General features: G+C 37.6%; 24 protein-coding genes and 2 other annotated features. All 24 genes read left to right on the forward strand.

Features of this window, described 5'->3' with window-relative positions:
- Nucleotides 1-14: 14 nt before the first annotated feature.
- The 24 genes from hemB to DT250_RS23945 all read left to right on the forward strand — a co-directional run bounded on the left by hemB (nucleotide 15) and on the right by DT250_RS23945 (nucleotide 23,866).
- On the forward strand, nucleotides 15-1,004 hold the full coding sequence (gene hemB / locus DT250_RS23830; protein WP_088064512.1) for a porphobilinogen synthase: 990 nt from the start codon (nucleotides 15-17) through the stop codon (nucleotides 1,002-1,004).
- Nucleotides 1,004-2,293, forward strand: a complete 1,290-nt coding sequence (gene hemL / locus DT250_RS23835) for a glutamate-1-semialdehyde 2,1-aminomutase (protein WP_088609690.1) — start codon at nucleotides 1,004-1,006, stop codon at nucleotides 2,291-2,293. The genes hemB and hemL overlap by 1 nt, the downstream gene beginning before the upstream one ends.
- Before the next feature lie 79 nt (nucleotides 2,294-2,372).
- Nucleotides 2,373-3,377, forward strand: coding sequence for a stage VI sporulation protein D (gene spoVID / locus DT250_RS23840; RefSeq protein ID WP_149213780.1), 1,005 nt, complete (start codon nucleotides 2,373-2,375; stop codon nucleotides 3,375-3,377).
- A 62-nt stretch (nucleotides 3,378-3,439) separates the two neighbouring features.
- Complete coding sequence (gene ysxE / locus DT250_RS23845; RefSeq protein WP_088064510.1) at nucleotides 3,440-4,465, forward strand: spore coat protein YsxE; 1,026 nt, start codon at nucleotides 3,440-3,442, stop codon at nucleotides 4,463-4,465.
- A gap of 158 nt (nucleotides 4,466-4,623) precedes the next feature.
- Nucleotides 4,624-4,856, forward strand: a binding site (T-box leader).
- Nucleotides 4,857-4,894: 38 nt separating this feature from the next.
- Nucleotides 4,895-7,540 (forward strand): valine--tRNA ligase, encoded by a 2,646-nt coding sequence (locus DT250_RS23850; RefSeq protein WP_149213781.1) that lies wholly within the window; start codon nucleotides 4,895-4,897, stop codon nucleotides 7,538-7,540.
- Nucleotides 7,541-7,632: 92 nt separating this feature from the next.
- Nucleotides 7,633-8,934, forward strand: a complete 1,302-nt coding sequence (locus DT250_RS23855; RefSeq protein ID WP_088609688.1) for a bifunctional folylpolyglutamate synthase/dihydrofolate synthase — start codon at nucleotides 7,633-7,635, stop codon at nucleotides 8,932-8,934.
- A 165-nt stretch (nucleotides 8,935-9,099) separates the two neighbouring features.
- Entirely contained in the window at nucleotides 9,100-10,062 is a 963-nt protein-coding gene (locus DT250_RS23860) for a stage II sporulation protein B (protein WP_088064507.1), read from the forward strand.
- Nucleotides 10,063-10,283: 221 nt separating this feature from the next.
- The gene (locus tag DT250_RS23865) at nucleotides 10,284-10,859 is read left to right on the forward strand and encodes a Maf family protein (RefSeq protein WP_097889236.1); all 576 of its coding nucleotides are present in this window, start codon (nucleotides 10,284-10,286) and stop codon (nucleotides 10,857-10,859) included.
- Between the two features lie 47 nt (nucleotides 10,860-10,906).
- Nucleotides 10,907-11,584: a DNA repair protein RadC gene (gene radC / locus DT250_RS23870; protein ID WP_087957065.1), complete on the forward strand. Its 678-nt coding sequence runs from the start codon at nucleotides 10,907-10,909 to the stop codon at nucleotides 11,582-11,584.
- Between the two features lie 157 nt (nucleotides 11,585-11,741).
- Nucleotides 11,742-12,761 carry a cell shape-determining protein MreB gene (gene mreB, locus DT250_RS23875; protein WP_000466737.1) on the forward strand — a complete coding sequence of 340 codons (1,020 nt, stop codon included), beginning with the start codon at nucleotides 11,742-11,744 and terminating at the stop codon, nucleotides 12,759-12,761.
- Between the two features lie 41 nt (nucleotides 12,762-12,802).
- Nucleotides 12,803-13,654, forward strand: coding sequence for a rod shape-determining protein MreC (gene mreC / locus DT250_RS23880; protein ID WP_088064479.1), 852 nt, complete (start codon nucleotides 12,803-12,805; stop codon nucleotides 13,652-13,654).
- A 14-nt stretch (nucleotides 13,655-13,668) separates the two neighbouring features.
- On the forward strand, nucleotides 13,669-14,214 hold the full coding sequence (gene mreD, locus DT250_RS23885; RefSeq protein WP_000975757.1) for a rod shape-determining protein MreD: 546 nt from the start codon (nucleotides 13,669-13,671) through the stop codon (nucleotides 14,212-14,214).
- A 35-nt stretch (nucleotides 14,215-14,249) separates the two neighbouring features.
- Nucleotides 14,250-14,936, forward strand: coding sequence for a septum site-determining protein MinC (minC, locus tag DT250_RS23890; protein WP_000391511.1), 687 nt, complete (start codon nucleotides 14,250-14,252; stop codon nucleotides 14,934-14,936).
- A gap of 2 nt (nucleotides 14,937-14,938) precedes the next feature.
- Entirely contained in the window at nucleotides 14,939-15,736 is a 798-nt protein-coding gene (minD, locus tag DT250_RS23895) for a septum site-determining protein MinD (protein ID WP_000503312.1), read from the forward strand.
- A 133-nt stretch (nucleotides 15,737-15,869) separates the two neighbouring features.
- Nucleotides 15,870-16,616, forward strand: a complete 747-nt coding sequence (gene spoIVFA / locus DT250_RS23900) for a stage IV sporulation protein SpoIVFA (protein ID WP_097889237.1) — start codon at nucleotides 15,870-15,872, stop codon at nucleotides 16,614-16,616.
- Nucleotides 16,609-17,469, forward strand: coding sequence for a stage IV sporulation intramembrane metalloprotease SpoIVFB (gene spoIVFB / locus DT250_RS23905; RefSeq protein WP_098096651.1), 861 nt, complete (start codon nucleotides 16,609-16,611; stop codon nucleotides 17,467-17,469). The genes spoIVFA and spoIVFB overlap by 8 nt, the downstream gene beginning before the upstream one ends.
- Nucleotides 17,470-17,536: 67 nt before the next feature.
- On the forward strand, nucleotides 17,537-18,925 hold the full coding sequence (locus DT250_RS23910; protein WP_098230317.1) for an Rne/Rng family ribonuclease: 1,389 nt from the start codon (nucleotides 17,537-17,539) through the stop codon (nucleotides 18,923-18,925).
- 77 nt (nucleotides 18,926-19,002) lie between these two features.
- Nucleotides 19,003-19,080 (forward strand) — a sequence feature (ribosomal protein L21 leader region).
- A 14-nt stretch (nucleotides 19,081-19,094) separates the two neighbouring features.
- The gene (rplU, locus tag DT250_RS23915) at nucleotides 19,095-19,403 is read left to right on the forward strand and encodes a 50S ribosomal protein L21 (protein WP_000270907.1); all 309 of its coding nucleotides are present in this window, start codon (nucleotides 19,095-19,097) and stop codon (nucleotides 19,401-19,403) included.
- 11 nt (nucleotides 19,404-19,414) lie between these two features.
- Complete coding sequence (locus tag DT250_RS23920; RefSeq protein WP_001973720.1) at nucleotides 19,415-19,759, forward strand: ribosomal-processing cysteine protease Prp; 345 nt, start codon at nucleotides 19,415-19,417, stop codon at nucleotides 19,757-19,759.
- Nucleotides 19,760-19,762: 3 nt separating this feature from the next.
- Nucleotides 19,763-20,053 (forward strand): 50S ribosomal protein L27, encoded by a 291-nt coding sequence (gene rpmA / locus DT250_RS23925; protein ID WP_000944957.1) that lies wholly within the window; start codon nucleotides 19,763-19,765, stop codon nucleotides 20,051-20,053.
- Nucleotides 20,054-20,116: 63 nt separating this feature from the next.
- Nucleotides 20,117-20,665, forward strand: a complete 549-nt coding sequence (locus tag DT250_RS23930) for a sporulation initiation phosphotransferase B (protein WP_149213782.1) — start codon at nucleotides 20,117-20,119, stop codon at nucleotides 20,663-20,665.
- Complete coding sequence (gene obgE / locus DT250_RS23935; RefSeq protein ID WP_000497119.1) at nucleotides 20,665-21,948, forward strand: GTPase ObgE; 1,284 nt, start codon at nucleotides 20,665-20,667, stop codon at nucleotides 21,946-21,948. Before DT250_RS23930 ends, obgE begins: the two co-directional genes overlap by 1 nt.
- 138 nt (nucleotides 21,949-22,086) lie before the next feature.
- Nucleotides 22,087-22,794, forward strand: a complete 708-nt coding sequence (locus DT250_RS23940) for a response regulator transcription factor (RefSeq protein WP_000276710.1) — start codon at nucleotides 22,087-22,089, stop codon at nucleotides 22,792-22,794.
- On the forward strand, nucleotides 22,784-23,866 hold the full coding sequence (locus tag DT250_RS23945; protein ID WP_046956287.1) for a HAMP domain-containing histidine kinase: 1,083 nt from the start codon (nucleotides 22,784-22,786) through the stop codon (nucleotides 23,864-23,866). Before DT250_RS23940 ends, DT250_RS23945 begins: the two co-directional genes overlap by 11 nt.
- The last annotated feature ends 7 nt before the right edge of the window (nucleotides 23,867-23,873 follow it).

Consider the following 23,873-nt stretch of genomic DNA (forward strand, 5'->3'; position numbering starts at 1 on the left):
GGGGATAGAAATCTATGAACTCTTTACAATTTAATCGTCATCGTCGCTTAAGACAAAGCGGTAATATGCGTGCGCTTGTGCGTGAAACGTTTTTACATACGGAAGATTTTATTTACCCTATTTTTGTATTAGAAGGAGAAAATGTTCGTAATGAAGTGCCTTCTATGCCAGGCGTATATCAAATATCTTTAGATTTATTGCAAGCTGAAATGCAAGAGGTTGTTGATTTAGGTATTCGTTCTGTTATTGTATTTGGTTTACCTGCTGAAAAAGATGAAGTTGGATCATCAGCATATTGTGATCATGGAATTGTGCAACGTGCAATTAAGCAAATTAAAGGTGAATTCCCTGAGCTAGTAGTAGTTGCAGATACATGTTTATGTCAATTCACAAGCCATGGTCATTGCGGTGTAATTGAAGATGGTATTATTTTAAATGACGAGTCTCTTGCAGTTCTTGCGAAAACAGCTGTAAGCCAAGCGAAAGCAGGAGCGGACATTATTGCGCCATCAAACATGATGGACGGATTCGTAACAGCAATTCGCCATGCATTAGATGAAAATGGTTTTGGACACGTACCAGTAATGTCGTACGCTGTGAAATATTCATCAGCATTTTACGGACCATTCCGTGATGCGGCGCACGGTGCTCCGCAATTTGGTGATCGTAAAACATATCAAATGGATCCAGCGAACCGTATGGAAGCATTCCGTGAAGCAGAATCAGATGTAATGGAAGGGGCAGATTTCTTAATTGTAAAGCCAGCTCTTTCTTACTTAGATATCGTTCGTGATGTGAAAAATAACTTTAATTTACCAGTCGTTGCTTATAACGTAAGTGGTGAATATTCGATGATTAAAGCAGCAGCGCAAAATGGTTGGATTAATGAAAAAGAAGTTGTACTTGAAAAATTAATTAGCATGAAACGTGCAGGAGCAGATTTAATTATTACGTATCATGCTAAAGATGCAGCAAGATGGTTACAAGAAGGAGGCGCTAAATAATGAAAAAGTTTGATAAGTCGATTGCGGCGTTTGAAGAGGCGCAAGATTTAATGCCTGGTGGCGTAAATAGCCCCGTTCGTGCTTTTAAGTCTGTTGGTATGAATCCGTTGTTTATGGAGAGCGGAAAAGGCTCTAAAGTATATGATATCGATGGAAATGAATACATCGATTACGTATTATCATGGGGTCCTTTAATTCATGGTCATGCGAATGATCGTGTTGTTGAAGCTTTAAAATCTGTTGCTGAAAGAGGAACAAGCTTCGGTGCCCCAACGGAAATTGAGAATAAATTAGCGAAACTTGTTATTGAGCGCGTACCATCAATTGAGATTGTACGTATGGTTAACTCTGGAACAGAAGCGACAATGAGTGCGCTACGTTTAGCTCGTGGTTATACAGGACGTAATAAAATTTTGAAATTCATCGGTTGTTACCACGGTCATGGTGATTCGTTATTAATTAAAGCCGGTTCTGGTGTGGCGACGCTAGGTTTACCAGATAGCCCAGGTGTACCAGAAGGTGTAGCGAAAAATACGATTACCGTAGCGTATAACGATTTAGAAAGTGTGAAATACGCTTTCGAACAATTTGGTGATGATATCGCTTGTATAATTGTAGAACCAGTAGCAGGAAATATGGGTGTTGTTCCTCCGCAACCAGGATTTTTAGAAGGTCTTCGTGAAGTAACAGAGCAAAATGGTGCATTGCTTATTTTTGATGAAGTCATGACAGGATTCCGAGTTGCTTATAATTGCGGACAAGGTTATTACGGTGTAACACCTGATTTAACTTGTTTAGGTAAAGTAATCGGTGGTGGCTTACCAGTAGGAGCATACGGTGGTAAAGCAGAAATTATGCGCCAAGTTGCACCGAGCGGACCGATTTACCAAGCAGGTACTTTATCAGGTAACCCACTTGCAATGGCAGCAGGTTATGAAACGTTAGTACAGTTAACGCCAGAATCATATGTAGAATTTGAGCGTAAAGCTGAAATGTTAGAAGCTGGCTTACGTAAAGCGGCTGAAAAACATGGCATTCCGCATCATATTAATCGTGCGGGTTCTATGATTGGTATCTTCTTTACAGATGAACAAGTTATTAATTACGATGCAGCAAAATCTTCAAACTTAGAATTCTTTGCGGCTTACTATCGTGAAATGGTAGAACAAGGTGTATTCTTGCCACCATCTCAATTCGAAGGCCTATTCTTATCGACAGCACATAGTGATGCAGATATTGAAGCGACGATTGCAGCAGCTGAAATTGCAATGTCAAAATTAAAAGCCTAATTGTTGAAAGAAAATCGCTCTCCATAAGGGGAGCGATTTTTTTTATTCATAAAGTCAGCTTTCCATACATAAATCTGTAATGACATATAGTTTGGGAGGGGGAAAAGAAGTGGCAACAGATCATTCATTACGTTTTTCATTAAAAGAATCTGTTTGGTTCCAAAAAGGACAGGAAGTCGAAGAACTTTTGTCAATTTCGTTAGATCCAGACGTTGAGATAGAAGAGCTTGATCATGAAGTTATCGTGAGAGGGCAATTAGATTTAACGGGAGAGTATGTTGCGCGGCAAGATGATTCGGCTTATTCATTAAGAGATTTATCGCCAGCGAAGTCGATTGATTATGTAGAAACAAGGGAAGATGGGGTTAATGAACTTGTTCATTCCTTTCCGCTTGAAATATCAATTCCGAGAAACCGTGTGAAAGTAATTGAAGAACTATATGTATCTATTGAGGAATTTGATTATGAATTAAAGGAAAATGGTTGCTTACAATTATTAGCGGATATATCTATCACTGGTTTATGTGATGAAGAAAGAATCGAGGATGAAGAGGAAGAAACAGCGTATGCTGAGTTAGAGGCTGATTCCGCACAAGAAGATGAAAATAGACCCGCCATGCACGTAGAAGAACCAGTCTATAAGGAATCAGATGAGTGGGAAGATTACGCATTTGAACCGTTTCAACTAGAGGAAAGAAAAGAGCAGGAAGTAGAGGAAGAGGAAATAGAAGAACATGAATTTGTGGAGCGTGAAGAGGAGAAAGAATCAACGCCACAATTTGAATTGTTCGGAAGAAAAGATTTCAAGAAAGAAAAAGCGAAAAAACAAGAAGAGCAAGAAGAAGCGTATTCACAGCGAGATGAAAATGCACTTTATTTAACGAAAATATTTACGAAAGAACCGGAAGAAGAATTTACAAAGTTAAGAATGTATTTCGTGCAAGAAGGGGATACAATCGAATCTGTTGCAGACCGTTATGAAACGTCTGTACAAAACTTATATCGTGTCAATCAAACAGAAGATATATATTTAACTGCGGGACAAATTATTTATATTCCTGTTTCAAGGGCAAAAGCGAAATAAGTGAGTGTTTTCACTCACTTATTTTCCTAAAGGCAATGTTTTGAATAGAAAGGGTTATTCGTATGGATATTGAATTACGAAATCGCTATGAACCCATTGTAAGGCAATATAGATTGGATACACAGCATATGGAAGAGCACGGAAGTGTAACGAAAATTTACACGAATCAAGGTCCGTATGCGCTCAAGAAAATAGAAGACGGGAAATTAGAGAGGAATAACTTTTTGCACCATATTCAATATTTGAAGGAGAACGGTTTTTCAAATTATGTACCTATATACCATGCGACGGATGGAAATTATATTTTAAGTGACGGGACGTATAATTATTATTTAATGCCTTGGTTAGAACGTGCGGAAGGCAATGGCGAGGATAATGATCAATACCATAAAATGTTTCAAACTCTCGGGACGTTACATCAAAAAACGGTGAAAGAAGAAACGTATACAGAAGAAGATTTAGAAAAACATTATACAAATATATCCGATCGCTGGGAGAATGATGGTGAGATGTTAGAAGAGTTTCTCGTAGAATCTGAAGCGAAGTGGTATATGTCTCCGTTTGAATTGCAATATTGTACGTACTATCATCATGTAATGAGGGCGCGTGAGTTTGCAATGAAGCAATTAACTGAGTGGAACGATGCGATGAAAGAAAAAGAAAAAACACGTATTACTTTTGTACATGGTAACGTATCGCTTAATCATTTCTTATTTGATTATGAACGGAATGGCTATTTTATTAGTTTAGAAAAATCTAAGTTTGCCACACCGGTGCAAGATATAGTAGGGTTTTATTCTCGGTCTTTAAATACGTATCCAATTGCGCGAAGTGATCGGTTTGAATGGTATCAAATGTACCAAAAAAATTTCCCTTTTACGAAAGAAGAGCAACTACTCATGTTTGCATATATGACGTATCCATCGCAATTTATTCGGCAAATCCAGTCTTATAAGAAAAGAAGAGAGAGTCGCAATGAGGAAAATGAACTGCTCGGAGTAAAGAGCTTACAACAATCGCATTGGCTCGTTAGCAATATAGAATATTTCCTTTCGCAATTACAAGCTGCTCAGCAAGGGAGCGGATAAAGTGATGGGGTCTTACTGCCCGCAAATAGCGGGAGAAAGAAGATAAGTAGAGGATGCTACTTATCTTCTTTTTTTGCCCAAAAAGCCGTAGTATTAAATTTATCTTGACGAATAGGGTTTCGTTTTTTACACTATTGTATATAATAATTAACAATCATATAAATGCCTTGAAGGGGAAGAGTATAACAAGAAACGTCTTCAGAGAGGAGAATCATTAGCTGGGAGATTCTCTAGATAGTTATGTTAGAAGGTAGCCCTGGAGCATCTTTTCTGAACGGAATAGTTCTCATTAGGAAAAGACGGATTTGTCCGTTATCAAATTAAGAGTATAAGCAAATTCCTGAATTTGTTTGTAAATAAAGGTGGTACCGCGATGTCCCTCGTCCTTTTTTGGATGAGGGGCATTTTTTATTTTAAGGAGGGAAAATAATGTCAAACACGGAAAAGAATTTACCAACTAAATATGATCATATGTCCGTTGAAGAAGGCCTTTATCAATGGTGGCTTGAAGGCAAATATTTCGAAGCAACAGGAGATGAGAAGAAACAACCATACACAATTGTAATTCCACCTCCGAACGTAACTGGTAAGTTACACTTAGGTCATGCTTGGGATACAACTCTTCAAGATATTTTAACTCGTACGAAGCGTATGCAAGGTTACGATGTATTATGGCTTCCAGGAATGGACCATGCGGGTATCGCAACACAAGCAAAAGTAGAAGGGAAACTTCGTGAAGAAGGTATTTCACGTTACGATCTTGGCCGTGAGAAATTCCTTGAAAAAGCTTGGGAATGGAAAGAGGAATACGCGTCTCACATTCGTCAACAATGGGGGAAAGTTGGTTTAGGATTAGACTATTCTCGTGAACGTTTCACATTAGACGAAGGTTTATCTGATGCGGTTAATAAAGTATTCGTTCAATTATACGAAAAAGGCTTAATTTACCGCGGTGAATATATTATCAACTGGGACCCAGCAACACGCACAGCTCTTTCTGATATTGAAGTAATTCATAAAGAAGTTCAAGGTGCATTCTACCATATGAACTATCCGTTAACAGATGGTTCTGGTCATATTCGTCTTGCTACTACTCGTCCAGAAACGATGCTTGGTGATACAGCAGTAGCAGTTCATCCAGAAGACGATCGTTACAAACATTTAATCGGGAAAACAGTTACACTTCCAATCGTAGGCCGTGAGATTCCGATTATTGCTGATGAGTACGTAGAAAAAGATTTCGGAACAGGCGTTGTAAAAATTACACCAGCTCATGACCCGAATGACTTTGAAGTAGGTAACCGTCATGACTTACCACGTATCTTAGTAATGAACGAAGATGGATCAATGAACGAAAAAGCTGGTAAGTATAACGGTATGGATCGTTTCGAATGCCGTAAAGCGTTAGTGAAGGACTTACAAGAAGCGGGCGTATTAGTAGAAATCGAGCCTCATATGCATTCAGTAGGTCATAGTGAGCGTAGTGGTGCAGTTGTTGAGCCTTACTTATCAACACAATGGTTCGTAAAAATGGCTCCACTTGCTGAGAAGGCAGTAGAGCTTCAACAAAAAGAAGAAGAGAAAGTAACGTTCGTACCAGAACGTTTTGAAAACACATACTTACGCTGGATGGAAAACATTCACGACTGGTGTATTTCTCGTCAATTATGGTGGGGACACCGTATTCCAGCTTGGTATCATAAAGAAACTGGTGAAGTATACGTAGGTACAGATGCACCAGCAGATATTGAAAACTGGAATCAAGATAACGACGTACTTGATACATGGTTCAGTTCAGCGTTATGGCCGTTCTCAACACTTGGCTGGCCGGATGAAGATTCAGCAGACTTTAAACGTTATTATTCAACAGATGCATTAGTAACGGGGTATGACATCATCTTCTTCTGGGTATCTCGTATGATTTTCCAAGGTTTAGAGTTTACAGGCGAGCGTCCATTTAAAGATGTATTAATTCACGGTTTAGTTCGTGATGAGCAAGGACGTAAAATGAGTAAATCTCTTGGTAACGGTATTGATCCAATGGATGTTATCGAGAAGTACGGTGCAGATGCAATGCGCTATTTCTTATCAACAGGAAGCGCACCAGGTCAAGATTTACGTTTCAGTATGGAAAAAGTAGAGTCTACTTGGAACTTCATTAATAAAATTTGGAACGCATCACGTTTCGTATTAATGAACATGGATGATATGAAGTATGAAGAAATCGATTTAACTGGTGAAAAATCAGTTGCGGATAAGTGGATTTTAACTCGCTTAAACGAAACAATCGAAAGCGTAACGCGTAACATGGATAAATATGAGTTCGGTGAAGCTGGTCGTTCATTATACAACTTCATTTGGGACGATTTCTGTGACTGGTACATTGAAATGGCGAAACTTCCACTATACGGTGAAGATGAAGCAGCTAAGAAAACAACTCGTTCTATTTTAGCTTACGTATTAGACCAAACAATGCGTCTATTACACCCATTCATGCCATTCGTAACAGAGAAGATTTGGCAACATTTACCGCATGAAGGCGAATCTATTACAGTAGCAGCATGGCCAACAGTTCGTGAAGATTTACAAGATACAGAAGCTGCGGCAGAAATGCACCTTCTAGTTGATATCATTCGCTCTGTTCGTAACATCCGTGCAGAAGTTAATACGCCAATGAGCAAAAAAGTTCAAATGCAAATTAAAGCAAAAGATGAGGCTGTACTTGCTCAACTTACGAAAAACAGCTCTTACATTGAGCGTTTCTGTAACCCAAGCGAATTAATAATTCAAACGGATTTACAAGCACCAGAAAAAGCAATGACTGCAATCGTATCAGGTGCAGAGTTATTCTTACCGTTAGCTGATCTTATCAATCTTGATGAAGAGAGAGCACGTCTTGAGAAAGAATTTGAGAAGTTCGACAAAGAAGTAGAACGTGTACAGAAGAAACTTGCAAACCAAGGTTTCGTAGCGAAAGCTCCTGCAGCAGTTATTGATGGAGAGCGTGCGAAAGAGCAAGACTACCTAGAAAAACGTGAAGCAGTTCGCCAACGTCTAGCAGATCTTGAAAAGTAAAATATTTTTTAGAGGCTCACTATATTGGTGAGTCTCTTTTCTTTGCGTATAATAGGGGTATGAAGGTTGTCTTTTGAAAGGGGAAAGCATACGTGATACATACATACGAAGAAGCGATAGGGTGGATTCATAGCCGATTGAAGTTTGGTATTAAACCGGGATTAGAAAGAATGAAATGGATGCTAGAAGAGCTCGGAAATCCAGAGCGTCACATAAAATGTGTTCATCTTGCTGGTACAAATGGAAAAGGTTCAACGTTAACATATATGCGCTACATGTTAGAAGATGCAAAATATAAGGTAGGAACATTTACCTCTCCATATATTGAAACATTTAACGAACGTATTAGTGTGAACGGGACACCAATTGCAGATGAAGAGATTACTGAACTTGTAAAGATGGTAAAGCCAGTCGTTGAAAAACTAGATGGGACGGATTTAGGGGAAGCGACTGAGTTTGAAATTATTACTGTTATGGCAATTTGTTATTTCGGTAAAGTTAATTTCTGTGATGTTGTTTTATTTGAAACAGGGCTTGGAGGGCGCTTTGATTCTACGAATGTTATTCATCCTGTTCTCACGATTATTACAAATATCGGCCACGATCATATGCATATTTTAGGGAATACACTAGGAGAAATTGCATATGAAAAGGCGGGGATTATTAAGTCTGGTGTTCCGGTTATTACTGGTGTACAAGATGAGGAAGCATTGCAAGTCATTCAAAAAGTTGCAAAGGAAAATCATGCAAACTTATACGAGATGGGCAAGCATTTTACAGCGTTACATAAACAGTCTGGCGAAGATGGAGAACGGTTCGATTTCACTTGTCCTTTCGCCACTTTTGAAGATGTGCGAATCTCAATGAAAGGTGTTCACCAAGTAGGAAACGCAGCACTTGCACTTATGGCAGTCATGTATGTCAAAACATACTTATCATTTTTAATTGAGGAAGTAGAAATAAGAACTGGATTACAGGAAGCGTATTGGATTGGTCGATTTGAAAAACTGCAAAGCAATCCAGATATTATTATAGATGGTGCCCATAACCCAGAAGGTATCGAAAGTCTTGTGAAAACAGTAGAATCACATTACAAAGATAAAAATGTAATAGTTTTATTTACTGCCCTAGGTGATAAACAATTGCATAATATGGTAGATCAATTAGAAACCATTGCCGATGAAATTATTTTTACAACATTCGCCTTTGATCGTGCTATTTCTGCTGACAAGCTTGCATCGTATTCAAAGAAAGAGTCAAAACTAGTTTTTGAAAATTGGAAAGAGGCAATTGATACGAAGGTTGAAATGATTGGAGAAAATGATGTTTTTATCATAACAGGTTCTCTTTATTTCATTTCGGAAGTTCGAAAATATATTCGCGAGAAAAACTAGATAGTCTTTGCTATCTAGTTTTTTTGTTCTACAAATGAAGTCAAATGCATACATATAAGATAAATATATAGGGTTATTTGGCGAATTCCTCTGACAAATATCTCGTTTTTTTGTGAAATGAATATGATATGATGCGGACAACGATAAGAGGTGAGGTGTGAGTGTATGGACAAGCAATCACGAACGATCTCAGTGAAAGTGAATGGAACAGAAGCGAAGTATGAGGAGAAGAAGAAAGATGAATTTGAATGGATGGTAGTAGAAAGTGAAAGACCGAAAAACGTTGTTCCGTTTCAAAAAGCGAAATTGGTGTCTAAGGAAAAAAAACGAAAGAAGTGGAGCAATACGTTAATTGCAATCGTTGCCACTGCGATTGTTATTGGTACGGCTTTTGGGATGGGAATGCTACAGTTACTTAAAGGACAAGGTGCGACAGGGGGAAGCGAAGTAACAGCTTCGAAGCAGATGCGAAATGAAGAATCAAAGGTGGGCGGAACGGCAGAACAAACACCGGCACCAAAAGAGGAAAAACAAAAAGCACAGACAGGAACGTCATTAGATCCAATGAAATTATTTTTTGTGCAAGGAGGGATTTATTCTTCCGAAGAAAAGGGACAGGCCGCTCTTGAAGAGTGGAAAGGTAATGGAGGCGTTGCAGCTTTAAAATCGAGCGGTGATAAGTATGCATTAGTTGTTGGTATTGCTAGCGATGAACAAGGCATAAATCAATTAATGACGCAGTATAAAAATGATAATGTCTCCGTATTGAAAAAGAACTGGGATATAACAGATAAAGCGTTACTTAAAGATGATAAAGAAGTTGGGGCATTTTTAACAAAAGTACAGCCATTATATACTCATTTAGCAAAATATGCTTCCAGCGTACAAGCTAGTGGAAAAAGTAATGCGAAAGATATAGGGGCGATTGAAAAAGAGTGGAAAGCGATTGAAAAAGAAGGGAAAAGTATGAAGCAAGAAGAAGCGAAGAAATTGTATATGTATACGTCAGTAGCTGTGCAAACAGTGAAGGACGGAAAAGATGATAAGGAATCTTTGGCGAAACTAAATCAAGTTATTATTGATGGTATGCTTTCGTATGAAAAAATTGTTTCACAAAAGGCGAAATAATAGGATAATGAAATGATGAGGGAAGAAGTGTAGGTACTTCTTTCTTTTCTTTTGAATTTATAGTAAAGTGCTTTCTCTATGGCAGAAATATAATTGTATGTTAGTAAAGAGGTATTATTTTATATAGAGAAGATAATATTTCTTTCATTTGTGGACAAACTATTCCTTTGATACGATTGTTGTAAATGAGTCTGCTTCATGTGAGAAAGGAAGGAGAAAATATGAAAAAAATTATTTTAGCTTCAGGGTCACCTCGCAGGAAGGAATTACTTGAGTTAGCTGGTGTGCCATTTGAAATTATTGTAAGTGAAGTAGAAGAAAAGATTGGTGCGTATTCCTCACCTTCTGATATTGTTATGTCACTTGCTTTGCAAAAAGCATCTGCGGTAGCAGAAACGAATAGTGATCACATTGTGTTAGGTGCAGACACAATTGTTACATATGAGTCGCGTATACTTGGAAAGCCTTCTAATGAGGCTGAGGCGAAAGAAATGTTGCAATTATTATCAGGGAAAACACATGAGGTGTATACGGGTGTTGCAATTATAGCGAAAGACAAAACAGTCACTTTTTACGAGCGTACAGAAGTTACGTTTTGGGAATTAACAGAAGAAGAAATTGACGCATATGTTGCATCGAAAGAGCCTCTTGATAAAGCAGGAAGTTATGGGATTCAAGGTAAAGGGTCTATTTTTGTTCAACATATTCAAGGGGACTACTATAGTGTAGTCGGGTTACCAATTTCCCGTCTTGTTCGAGAATTAAAACAATTCAATATTGATGTAACCCATGCGTAAAATTGCATGGGATTTTCTTTGAGAGAACAAATAAAAGGGGTGGAGAAATGAACGGTATTCGTGATGTTGTCAAAGAAGAACAGCCACGGGAGCGTTTATTGTTAGAAGGAGCTGGAAGTTTATCGAATCGGGAGCTTCTTGCAGTGTTACTCAGAACAGGTTCTAAAGAAGAAACAGTTTTAAAGTTATCAGATAAAATTTTACATCACTTTGACGGTTTACGTATGTTGAAAGATGCAACGTTAGAAGAGCTTGTCAGTATACATGGTGTTGGGGTTGCGAAGGCAACCCAGCTTATAGCTGCTTTTGAACTCGGTAGAAGAATGGTGCGTTTAGAATATCAAAATAGATATAGCATTCGAAGCCCAGAAGATTGCGCGAGATATATGATGGAAGAAATGCGTTTCCTGCAGCAGGAGCATTTTGTATGTTTATATTTAAATACAAAAAATCAAGTTATACATAGGCAAACAATTTTCATTGGAAGCTTAAACACATCAATTGTACATCCAAGGGAAGTATTTAAAGAAGCGTTCCGCCGTGCAGCAGCCTCTATCATATGTCTTCATAACCATCCCTCAGGAGACCCCACGCCGAGCCGAGAAGATATTGAAGTAACAAAACGCTTAGTAGAATGCGGCCGAATTATCGGAATTGAAGTGCTTGACCATATTATAATAGGCGACCATAAATTCGTGAGTTTAAAGGAAAAAGGTCATATTTAAGACTATGCTTTTTACTTATTTTGTTTTATAATGTGATTTATGAGTTTTTTGTAGAAATTTATCTACAAAAAGGATAAAGATATAAAAAACGTACTGTTTTTATAATATAAATTAAGAAAAAATGAGTCCGTGAAAACAAGAAAGGAAGATAAATAATATGTTTGGATTTGGTGGATTTACTCGCGATCTTGGAATAGATTTAGGAACTGCGAACACGCTTGTATATGTAAAAGGAAAAGGTGTAGTTTTACGTGAACCTTCAGTAGTAGCGTTACAAACTGATACGAAACAAATCGTTGCTGTAGGTAGCGATGCAAAACAAATGATTGGTCGTACACCAGGAAACGTTGTGGCACTTCGCCCGATGAAAGACGGTGTAATTGCTGATTACGAAACGACAGCAACAATGATGAAATATTACATTCAACAAGCTCAAAAATCAAATGGATTTTTCTCACGTAAACCATACGTAATGGTATGTGTACCATCTGGTATTACAGCTGTCGAAAGACGTGCAGTAATTGACGCGACTCGTCAAGCTGGTGCTCGTGACGCTTATCCAATTGAAGAACCATTTGCAGCAGCAATTGGTGCAAACTTACCTGTTTGGGAACCAACTGGTAGCATGGTTGTTGATATCGGTGGCGGTACAACAGAAGTTGCAATTATTTCTTTAGGTGGTATTGTAACAAGTCAATCAGTTCGTGTTGCTGGTGATGATATGGACGATTCAATCATTCAGTACATTAAGAAAAGCTACAACTTAATGATTGGTGAAAGAACAGCTGAAGCATTGAAATTAGAAATCGGTTCTGCAGGCGAGCCAGAAGGTATTGAGCCTATGGAAATTCGTGGTCGTGATTTAGTAAGTGGTTTACCAAAAACAGTACTAATTCAACCAGAAGAAATTGCAGATGCATTAAAAGATACAGTAGATGCAATTGTAGAATCTGTTAAAAATACGTTAGAGAAAACTCCACCTGAATTAGCGGCAGACATCATGGACCGTGGTATCGTATTAACAGGTGGCGGAGCATTACTACGTAACTTAGATAAAGTGATTAGTGAAGAAACAAATATGCCAGTCCTTGTTGCAGAAGATCCATTAGATTGCGTAGCAATTGGAACAGGTAAAGCATTAGACAATATCGATCTTTTCAAAACTGCTGCTCGATAATATTGCAAAATAAAAATCAATGAAATTAAGAGGGTGTGAACGTGCCACAGTTTTTCTTAAACAAAAGATTAATTGTTTTGTTAGTTAGTATTATTCTTCTCGTGGCATTGATTGGAATCTCATTGAAAGAACGGAACAGTTTAACATGGCCAGAGCAGTTTGTTAAAGACACTGTCGGTGTTGTAGAACGTGTATTCCAAAAGCCAGCGAAATACGTAGCTGGATTCTTCGAAAATGTAGAGGATGTAAAGCGCACGTATGAAGAGAATAAAGAATTAAAAGCAAAATTAGATAATTATGCAGGTCTATCAGGGAAAGTAAAACAATTAGAAGATGATAACAAGAAGTTACAAGAGTTAACGGGTAAAAAAGAGTTGAATAGCCAATATACTGAAATTCCATCTACTGTTGTTTCTCGTAATCCAGATAAATGGTACGATTTAATCGGAATTGATAAAGGAGCACAGCAAGGAATTAAAAAAGATATGGCTGTAGTAACTTCACAAGGTTTAGTTGGACGAGTGAAAAGTGTATCTCAGTTTACATCATCAGTAGAGTTGCTAAGTTCTATGAGCCGAACAAATCGTGTTTCTGCTATCGTACAAGGTGATGAGAAAATCTTCGGATTGATTGAAGGTTACGACAAAGAAAAGCACTTACTTCTTTTCACAAAGATCGGCTCTGATGCAGACGTGAAAAAAGATCAACTAGTAGTAACATCTGGACTTGGTGATATTTTCCCGAAAGGTCTTGTAATTGGAACAATCGTTGATGTTCAGCCAGATCCATACGGCTTAACAAAAACAGCTTATGTAAAACCGGCCGCTGACTTGAATGACGTAGAGCATATTATGGTTGCTAAACGTGCAACGCCTTCAGCGCCATTAGAATAGGAGGGGGAGAAGAGATGATGAAGATTCTAAAAAGAGCAGCTCTTCCTCTTTTGCTCCTTTTTGTTTTTCTATTTGAAAATATGTTTGCTACTATTGTTCCAACAGAGGTTTTTTGGAAAGACAGTATAGCAGCACCTCATTTCTTTATAATTGTGTTATGTTTTATTACTGTGTACTATAGTCCGGTCCAAGGGATTTATTACGGACTCTTATTTGGTTTCTTATTTGATACCGTATACACAGAACTTGTCGGTATATATATATTTGCGTATCCGATTTTAGCTTATTTAGTTTATAGTGTGATGAAGATACTACAATTGAATTTATTTATTGTTGCTTCTATTGTACTAGCTAGTATTGTAGCACTAGAGTATTATGTGTATGGATTTTTAACTTTGTTAGGACGTACTCATATGTCAGCGTATGTCTTTTTCACAGATCGTCTCCTGTCTACTTTATTGCTAAATGCAATTTTCTTATTGATAGTTTGTTTCCCACTGAGACGATATTTAGTGCGTCTTTCAAAAGCGATGGAAGAAAAAGAAAAAAGGATTTTCTAATTTTATGTCGAATTGAATCGGTGGGGTGAACTTTAGTGGAAGAAAAAAAGCAACAAAATGTAACAATAAAAGGGACAAAAGACGGAATAACGCTTCATTTAGATGATTGTTGTTCATTCTCTGAATTACTGGAGGAACTGGATGAAAAGCTTTCTACACATTACTATGATGGTGATGGGCGCTCTTTAATTGAAGTGCATGTGAAAGTGGGAAATCGTTATTTAACAGAAGTCCAACAAGAAGAGATTCGTACGTTAATTCGTAATAAAAAGAATCTTGTTGTGGATTCAATTGAAAGTGATGTTATAACGAAAGCAGAAGCAATAGCTTGGAAAGAAGAAACAGAAATTGTCCCTATTTCCAAAATTGTTCGCTCTGGACAAGTTTTACATGTAAAAGGAAATTTATTGTTAATTGGAGATGTTAATCCAGGCGGAACGGTTATCGCTGGGGGGAATATTTTTGTCGTAGGATCATTAAGAGGAATTGCGCATGCTGGGTATTATGGGGATTCGGATGCTGTAATCGCTGCATCTGATATGAACCCGATGCAACTTCGAATTAGTGATGTGGCAATGCGGGCTCCGGAAGAGAAAGAAGACGGAGCGGAGGCGGCAGAATGTGCGTATATTAATGAGAACAATCACATTGTTGTCGATCGACTGCAACTTCTCACTCATCTTAGACCTAATTTAACAAAGTTAGAAAGGGGAATTGTATAGCTGTGGGAGAGGCAATAGTAATTACATCTGGAAAAGGCGGAGTAGGTAAAACTACAACGTCTGCGAACATTGGTACAGCCCTGGCGTTATCTGGAAAGAAAGTGTGCTTAATTGACACAGATATCGGTCTTCGAAACTTAGACGTAGTAATGGGGCTGGAAAATCGTATTGTATTTGATCTTGTTGATGTCGTTGAAGGGCGTTGCCGTTTACCTCAGGCTCTTATTAAAGATAAACGTTTTGATGATCTTTATTTATTACCTGCAGCACAAACGAGTGATAAATCAGCGGTAACACCTGAACAAATGGATGAATTAATACAAGTATTACGTCAAGATTATGATTACATATTAATTGATTGTCCTGCGGGGATTGAGCAGGGATTTAAAAACGCGGTAGCTGGTGCGGATAAAGCAATCGTTGTTACGACGCCAGAAGTATCCTCAATGCGCGATGCGGATCGTATTATCGGGCTTTTAGAAAAAGAGGATATTGAACCACCGAAACTTGTTATTAACCGTGTGCGTAGTCATATGCTTCATGAACAGGATATGTTAGATGTTGATGAAATCGTACGTACATTGTCAATCGAGCTTCTTGGTGTTGTCGAAGATGATGATGAAGTTATTCGTGCTACAAATACAGGTGAACCTGTAGCGTTGCAACCGAGCGGAAAAGCAGCGTTAGCTTATCGTAATATTGCAAGACGCTTGTTGGGTGAGAATGTACCATTGCAAGCATTTGGACAAGAAAAGGTATCGGTATTTACAAAGATGAAAAACTTCTTTGGAATCCGTTAAAGGCACTTCGCGCATATGCGAAGTGCTTTCTGTTTTCTTCACACGAATATCTTCCTTTCCTAGCTCATACATATGTACAAACTGTATACAACTGTTTCTATGTAAATTAGCTTAACGAAAGAAAGGAGACAGTATGAAGAATAGACGTGTAGAAGAAATTAAAAAACGGATTGCGAAAAGGAAGGCAGAGCAAGAAAGGATGGAGGAAGAGCAGTATTTTGCTGGAGGGAATTTTGATAGTGAAACAGTATTTATTGAAGATGGAGAAAAGGAAATTCATCCTTTATTTCGAAAAGAAGTATTTTTCTTCAAAGTTTTGTTATCAGCAATATTAGTTCTTTCTGTCGCTATTTTATATAAGAATGCACCCTCTTCTTTTGACGGTGCGAAAGCTGTTACAGAAAAAGTGATGAAAGAAGAATTTCAGTTTGCTACTGTAGCGAAATGGTACGAAAAGCAGTTTGGAAAACCACTCGTATTTTATTCACCTACTGAGAAAAAAGAAGGAACGATTCAGCAAAAAGATTATGCCATCCCTGCTTCTGGAAAGGTAATGCAAGGGTTTCAAAAAAATGGCCAAGGTGTATTTGTTCAAACAGCTACAAATGCAACTGTTGAGTCAGTGAATGAAGGGCTAGTTGTTTTTGCAGGTAAGAAAGAGGAACTTGGTAATACGGTTCAAATTCAGCATGCAGATGGAACAGAATCGTGGTATGCGAATTTAAATGACATGACAGTGAAATTATATGATTACGTTTCAAAGAAACAAAAAATTGGAACGGTGAATAATGATGCAAATAATAAAAATGGTAAGTTTTATTTCGCGATAAAAAAGAATGAAAAATTTATTGACCCGATTCAGGTGATTTCATTTGATTAAATATAGAGAAGTTTTAACGAAGATTTCAGTGCATCCGTTGTTTTGGGTTATTATTGTCATTGGTATTTTTACGGCACGTTTTAAAGAGTTACTACTGTTATTTTGTATCGTTCTTATCCATGAACTTGGGCATGCCTTTGCGGCGGCACACTACAATTGGCGTATTAAAAAGATTCAACTTTTACCGTTTGGTGGTGTGGCTGAGCTTGAGGAACACGGGAATAAGTCATTGAAAGAGGAACTTGTTGTTGTAATTGCAGGGCCTATACAACATATTTGGATGATGGTGGTAGGTTATATAGTGTTTGAAGCTGGTTGGCTGGGTGCGGATTTATATTATTTCTTTATATGGAATAATATAATTATTTTAGCATTTAATTTACTACCTATTTGGCCGCTTGACGGTGGAAAAGTATTGTTTAACGTATTATCATATCGTTTTCCTTATTTACAAGCACATGAAAAGATGATGAAATTATCATGTGTTTTTTTTAGTGTAATACTAGTGTGGCAGTTACTTTGGAATAGTAACAATATTATGATGTGGGTACTACTCATATTTTTAGCGGTGTCGTTATATCAAGAGTGGAAACAAAGACAGTATGCCTTTATGCGTTTTTTATTGGAACGTTATTATGGGAACAAAAGAGGAATTGAAAAGATTGCATCTATTGAAGTGCAATCAGAAGATCATTTATATAAGATATTCACAAAATTTCGTAGAGGGTATAAGCACTCTATTATCGTCCATGGAAAATATAAAGAACATTACACATTGGATGAAAATGAATTACTCTATGCGTATTTTACTGAAAAACGAACAACTTCATCTGTTGAAGAATTAATCGGTTAGTGTTGACGATAGCACTAACCTTTTATTATTGTAAAAGCAAAGAAGATTATAAAGTGAGGAAAGAATTTTGAAAACGTTATATATGAACTATGCAGGATCGGAAAAACGCGTTGCAATTGAAGAGAAGAAAAAAATTGTTGAGTTTTTATGGAAACGAAATGAAGAACAAGAGATTGTTGGGCATATTTATGTTGGACGTATCGTAAGAACGATTGCTGGAATGAACGCAGCTTTTGTAAACATCGGTTTAGAAAAACATGCGTACCTTTCATACGATGATGTACCATCTTCTTATCGTATACATGAAGGGCAAGCGGTACTCGTGCAAGTTGTGAAAGAGGCAATTGATACGAAAGGGCCGAAATTGACGGCAAACATAGAATTTACCGGGAAATATGTCGTTTATATGCCATATGATGAAATGCGTGCGGTTTCTCGAAAAATAAAAAATAATAAAAGAAGGCAACAGCTACTCCAAATTGAGGTAGAAGGGACAGGAGGTTATATTTTCCGCTCTGCTTCTGAAAAAGGAGAAATTGAAGAAATACAAGCTGAAATGCAAAGGTTACAGCAGTTATATGAAGAGCTAAAAAGAAAAGAGGGGCAAGGAAAGGCACCGTTACTACTTCATCGACCGGCGACCTTTTTAGATCGTGTATTCCAAGAGAATCCGATTGAAACGATTGAAAAAGTAGTTGTAGATACAAGAGGTATAGTAAAAGAATTAGAAGAAAAGGTCGGAAAAGAAAAAGTATCTTTTTATAATGAAAAATCTTCAATGTTTAACCATTTTGGAATAGAGCGTGAGATCGAGAAAGCACTTCAAAAAATTGTGTGGCTCCCGAATGGTGCTTATTTAATTGTGGAACAAATGGAGACGATGACTGTAATTGATGTGAATACGGGCAAGTTTACTGGAAAACAGAATTTACAAGATACAGTCCTTCGTACAAATGAAGTGGCAGCTGAAGAGATTGCACGTCAATTAAGACTGCGTGATATCGGTGGTATGATATTAATTGATTTTATTAATATGAAAAGAAGAGAAGATAAAGAAAAGGTAAGAGAATGTCTGATGGCTGCTATGCAAAATGATCGCACATATACAAGAGTGCTCGGTTTTACAGAGTTAGGGATTTTGGAGATGACACGTAAACGTAAGAAACATTCTTTACGCGACGTATTACTAGAAGAGTGTGTACCTTGCAAAGCGACGGGGTATGTAATGTCATATGAAACAATTGCGTATGAGTTAGAGAGAGAGCTAATCACATATGGAAATATAGAGGATGAGGCAGTATTAATCGCTGCGCCTAAAAATTTGCAAAAACAATTTTTGCAAAAAGAATTACAAAAAAATATTCCATTTGAAATTTATTTCAAAGATGATATGATCGAAAAGTACGCAATTATTCGTTTTGGAAGTAAAACAGAAATTGTAGAACGGAAAAAATAGTTAGCAGAACATTTATTGACAACCGTCTATGATTCATGATAACATCTTTATGTTATAGTTTATAGCACCTAAACGGCTATATGCTACAACCGCACAAGACAGGTTCCCTAAAGACATTTATGTCTACCTCGTTTTTGGCGAGTCTTAGTAATTAAGAGGAGGTGCAAGTATGTACGCAATTATCGAAACAGGTGGAAAACAAATTAAAGTTGAAGCTGGTCAAGCAATCTACATTGAAAAATTAGATGTTGAAGCTGGTGAAACTGTTACTTTTGACAAAGTTCTTTTCGTTGGTGGCGAAAACGTTAAAGTTGGTAGCCCAGTTGTAGAAGGTGCAACAGTTACTGCGAAAGTTGAAAAACAAGGTCGCGCTAAGAAAATCATCGTTTTCAAATACAAAGCGAAAAAGAACAATCGTAAGAAACAAGGTCATCGTCAACCTTACACTAAGCTAGTTGTTGAAGCTATCAACGCTTAATCCAGGTTAACATGATTAAAATTACGATAAGTCGCACGAAATTAGGAAGTATCCAATCATTTAAAATGACTGGACATGCCGATTATGCGCCACATGGACAAGATCTTGTCTGTGCTGGAACTACAGCGGTTGTGTTTGGTTCTATAAATGCAGTGGAAGAACTTTGTAATGTGCAGGCAACTATTGAACTCGGAAGTGATGGCGGATTCTTAACGTATGAATTGCCTAATGATTTAGACGTTCATGCAGCAGAAAAAGCACAAACGCTTTTAGAAGGATTGGTTGTTTCGCTTAAGACGATCGAACTTGATTACGGAAAGTATATCCGTTTAATAGAAAAAGTGCAGGAGGTGTAACGTATGTTAAGATTAGATCTTCAGTTTTTCGCATCTAAGAAAGGTGTAGGTAGTACAAAGAACGGTCGTGACTCTCAGTCAAAACGTCTTGGTGCTAAACGCGCAGATGGTCAAACGGTTTCAGGTGGTTCAATTCTTTACCGTCAACGCGGTACAAAAATTTATCCAGGTGTTAACGTTGGTCGTGGTGGCGATGACACTTTATACGCGAAAGTTGACGGCGTAGTACGCTTTGAGCGTCTTGGCCGTGACCGCAAACAAGTGAGCGTATATCCTGTTGCTCAAGAAGCATAAGAACTCACGGAAAACTCTAACCTGAGTGCAGGTTAGAGTTTTTCTATATTAAGGGGTATCTAAATGAATGAAAAATGGACAATTATAGATGCATTGCGTCATTCAAGACATGATTGGCTCAATCGTATGCAGATGGTGAAAGGAAACCTTTCCCTTGGAAAAGTGGAAGAGATTCATAGGCTCATCGATCGTTTTGTCCAAGAAGCGAGACAAGAATCCAATCTGATAGGGCTATCAATGCCTTTATTTTCAGAGTGGATTTTAACATATAATTGGAAACAGCAGCCGTGCTTATTGGAGTACGAAGTATTAGGGAAATTACATAACTTATCTCACTTAGATGAGACTGTATGTATATGGACGAATCAATTTTTCTCAATACTTCAGCATAGTTTAGACGTATATGTTGAAAATTATGTTTGTATCACAATTGAATGTGACGCGGAGAATGCTCGTTTCTTTTTTGATTTTCGTGGTAAGCTAACGAGTGTAGAAGAACTACAGAATTGGCTTGCGAACCAAAACAATAAATGGTATTCCATTTCTTATACAGTACGAGACGAAGAAGTCTCAGTTATATTACAACCAATCGAAAAAAGTGTGGTGAAATAATGTTTGTAGATCAGGTCAAGATATATGTAAAAGGCGGCGACGGTGGTAACGGAATGGTTGCGTATCGTCGTGAGAAGTATGTACCTAAAGGTGGCCCAGCAGGTGGCGACGGTGGTAAAGGTGCAGATGTTGTTTTTGTTGTTGAGGAAGGCTTACGTACATTAATGGACTTCCGCTACCAACGTCATTTCAAAGCTGATCGTGGTCAGCATGGAATGAGTAAAGGTCAGCATGGTCGTAAATCTGAAGATTTAATCGTAAAGGTTCCACCGGGAACAATAGTAAAAGATGAAAAAACAGGTGAAATTCTTGCCGATTTAGTAACGCATGGACAAACAGCTGTAATCGCAAAGGGTGGCCGCGGTGGTCGTGGTAACTCACGTTTCGCAACACCGACGAACCCAGCGCCAGAAATCGCTGAGAACGGTGAACCAGGTCAAGAACGTGATGTCACGCTAGAACTTAAAGTGCTAGCAGATGTTGGACTTGTTGGATTCCCAAGTGTAGGTAAATCTACATTATTATCTGTTGTATCATCAGCGCGTCCGAAAATTGCAGAGTATCACTTTACAACAATCGTTCCGAATCTTGGTGTTGTTGAAACTGGTGATAACCGCAGCTTCGTTATGGCTGACCTTCCTGGACTAATTGAAGGTGCACATGCCGGCGTCGGACTTGGACACCAATTCTTACGTCATATTGAGCGTACACGTGTAATCGTGCACGTTATCGATATGTCTGGTTTAGAAGGCCGTGAGCCATATGAAGATTATGTAACAATCAATAGTGAACTAAAAGAATACAATATGCGTTTAACTGAGCGTCCACAAGTTGTTGTTGCAAACAAAATGGATATGCCAGGTGCAGAAGAAAACTTACAAGCATTTAAAGAAAAATTGGGAGACGAAGTGAAAATTTTCCCAATCTCAGCTGTAACGAAACAAGGTGTACGTGACTTACTATTTGAAGTAGCGAACTTATTAGAAACAACACCAGAATTCCCAATGTACGATGATGTAGAAGAATCTGAAGCAAGTGTAATGTACAAATTTGAATCTGAATCTAATTTTGAAATTACACGCGAAAGTGATGGCACATTTGTTATTTCTGGTTATGATATTGAGAAAACATTCAAAATGACAGACTTCTCACGTGATGAATCTGTACGCCGATTTGCTCGTCAAATGCGTGGAATGGGTATTGATGAAGCCCTTCGTGCACGTGGTGCAGTAGACGGAGATATTGTAAAAATTCTTGAATATCAATTTGAATTTATCGATTAAGACTGCCGAAATATGGCAGTTTTTTTTTTATTGTAAATGTCTGATTCATATAGGAAAAAATACCCACTAATTAAATTTTCAATTTATAATAGAACAAGGAGTGGCTTTGGAAGAATTTTTTATGGGGAGAAAACGAACATGTATAAAATATTAATTGTAGAAGACGATGAAAAAATAGCGGGAATATTAGAGGAGCATTTAGAAAGGTATGGCTATCAATCATTTAGAGCAAGTGATTTACGTCATATAAAAGATGAGTTCGTGAAAATAAATCCTCATCTCGTATTACTGGATATTAATTTACCATATTTTGATGGTTTTTATTGGTGTCGTCAAATTCGTACTGTATCGAATGCGCCGATTATTTTTGTTTCTGCAAGAACAGGGGAAATGGATCAAGTAATGGCGATCGAGAATGGCGGAGATGATTACATTACGAAGCCATTCCATTTAGATATTGTAATGGCTAAGGTGAAAAGTGCACTTCGCCGTGGCTATGGTGAGTATGCCTCTGTTGCTGAGAGTGATTGTTTAGGTGTAAATGGACTGTTGTTATTTCCGTCCCAGCACATTGTTGAGTGGCAGGGGCAACAAACGGAGCTGACAAAAAATGAATTTTACTTATTAGAATGTTTAATGAAACAAGCAAATCAATATGTAACGCGTGAAGAACTGTTAGAAGCCCTGTGGGACGAGGTAGCTTTTGTTGATGATAATACATTAACCGTAAATGTAAAACGCGTAAGGAAGAAACTAGAGGAGCTAGGCATTCAAAATGCGATTGTAACGAAACGCGGATATGGTTATGCGCTTCTTACAGAGTGGGGCGAAGGGCATGAAGGTTAAAAATTACCTCATGGACCGTTTTTCTTTACTTCTTTCTTATATTATTAGCCTTTGTTTATTTGGGCTCGTTTTGCAGTTGCAAAGTCTTTTAGAAAAAAGATCCATTGATTGGAGTACGTGGTTATATGGGCTTTTATTAGGGACAGTTGTATTTACTGTATACCTCATTTACGATTATCGAAAACGAAGTGTATTTTTAAAAAGAATCGAAAAATATGTTGCTAGCGGAAATACATTACACGACTCTTTACTTATTGATACTTCTTATACGTCAGAGCAAGAGATGGTTGTTGAATCGTTTACGCTATTAAGACAGCAATATATGAATGAAGTTCATAAACAACATGCGAAAGAACAACAGCAAATGATATTTATGAACCAATGGATTCATCAAATGAAAACACCAGTATCGGTTATAGAATTGCTATTGCAAAAGTTTGGTAAAGAGCATCGTGAAGCAAGAGCAACAGTTGAAAGTATTCGTGAAGAAAATAATCGTATACTAAATGGTTTAGATTTAGCGTTACATATGGCAAGGTTAGAGCAATTTGCGAAAGATTATAAAGTAGAAGTAGTAAATGTGATAGATATCATCAGGGGTATTATTAATGAAAATCGAAAATCTTTCATTCAATCGTCGGTATTTCCGAAAGTAATGTTTGATGAAGATACTTGTATGGTTGCATCTGATAGAAAATGGCTAAGTATTGCTATAGGGCAAATTGTTGTAAATGCAATTAAGTATACGAAAATTTCAGAAGCAGAGAAAAAGGAAATTCAATTTCAAATTGAAGAGAAAGATCAAAAGGTGTTACTACATATTAAGGACAATGGAATTGGTATTCCAGAGCAAGATGTAAAACGTATATTTGATCCATTCTTTACGGGAATAAATGGCCGTAAAACGAGAGAAGCGACTGGAATGGGTTTATATATTACGAAGGAAATTTGCGATAATTTGCATCATGGAATGTATGTGCAATCGGCTGAAGGGGAAGGGACAACATTCACGTTCCAATTTGCAAAAGATGAAGAATATCATACATTAATGAGAAAAATGACAAAACTGTAAGATAACA

This window comes from Bacillus sp. AR2-1 (assembly GCF_008368755.1).
Taxonomy (GTDB): domain Bacteria; phylum Bacillota; class Bacilli; order Bacillales; family Bacillaceae_G; genus Bacillus_A; species Bacillus_A wiedmannii.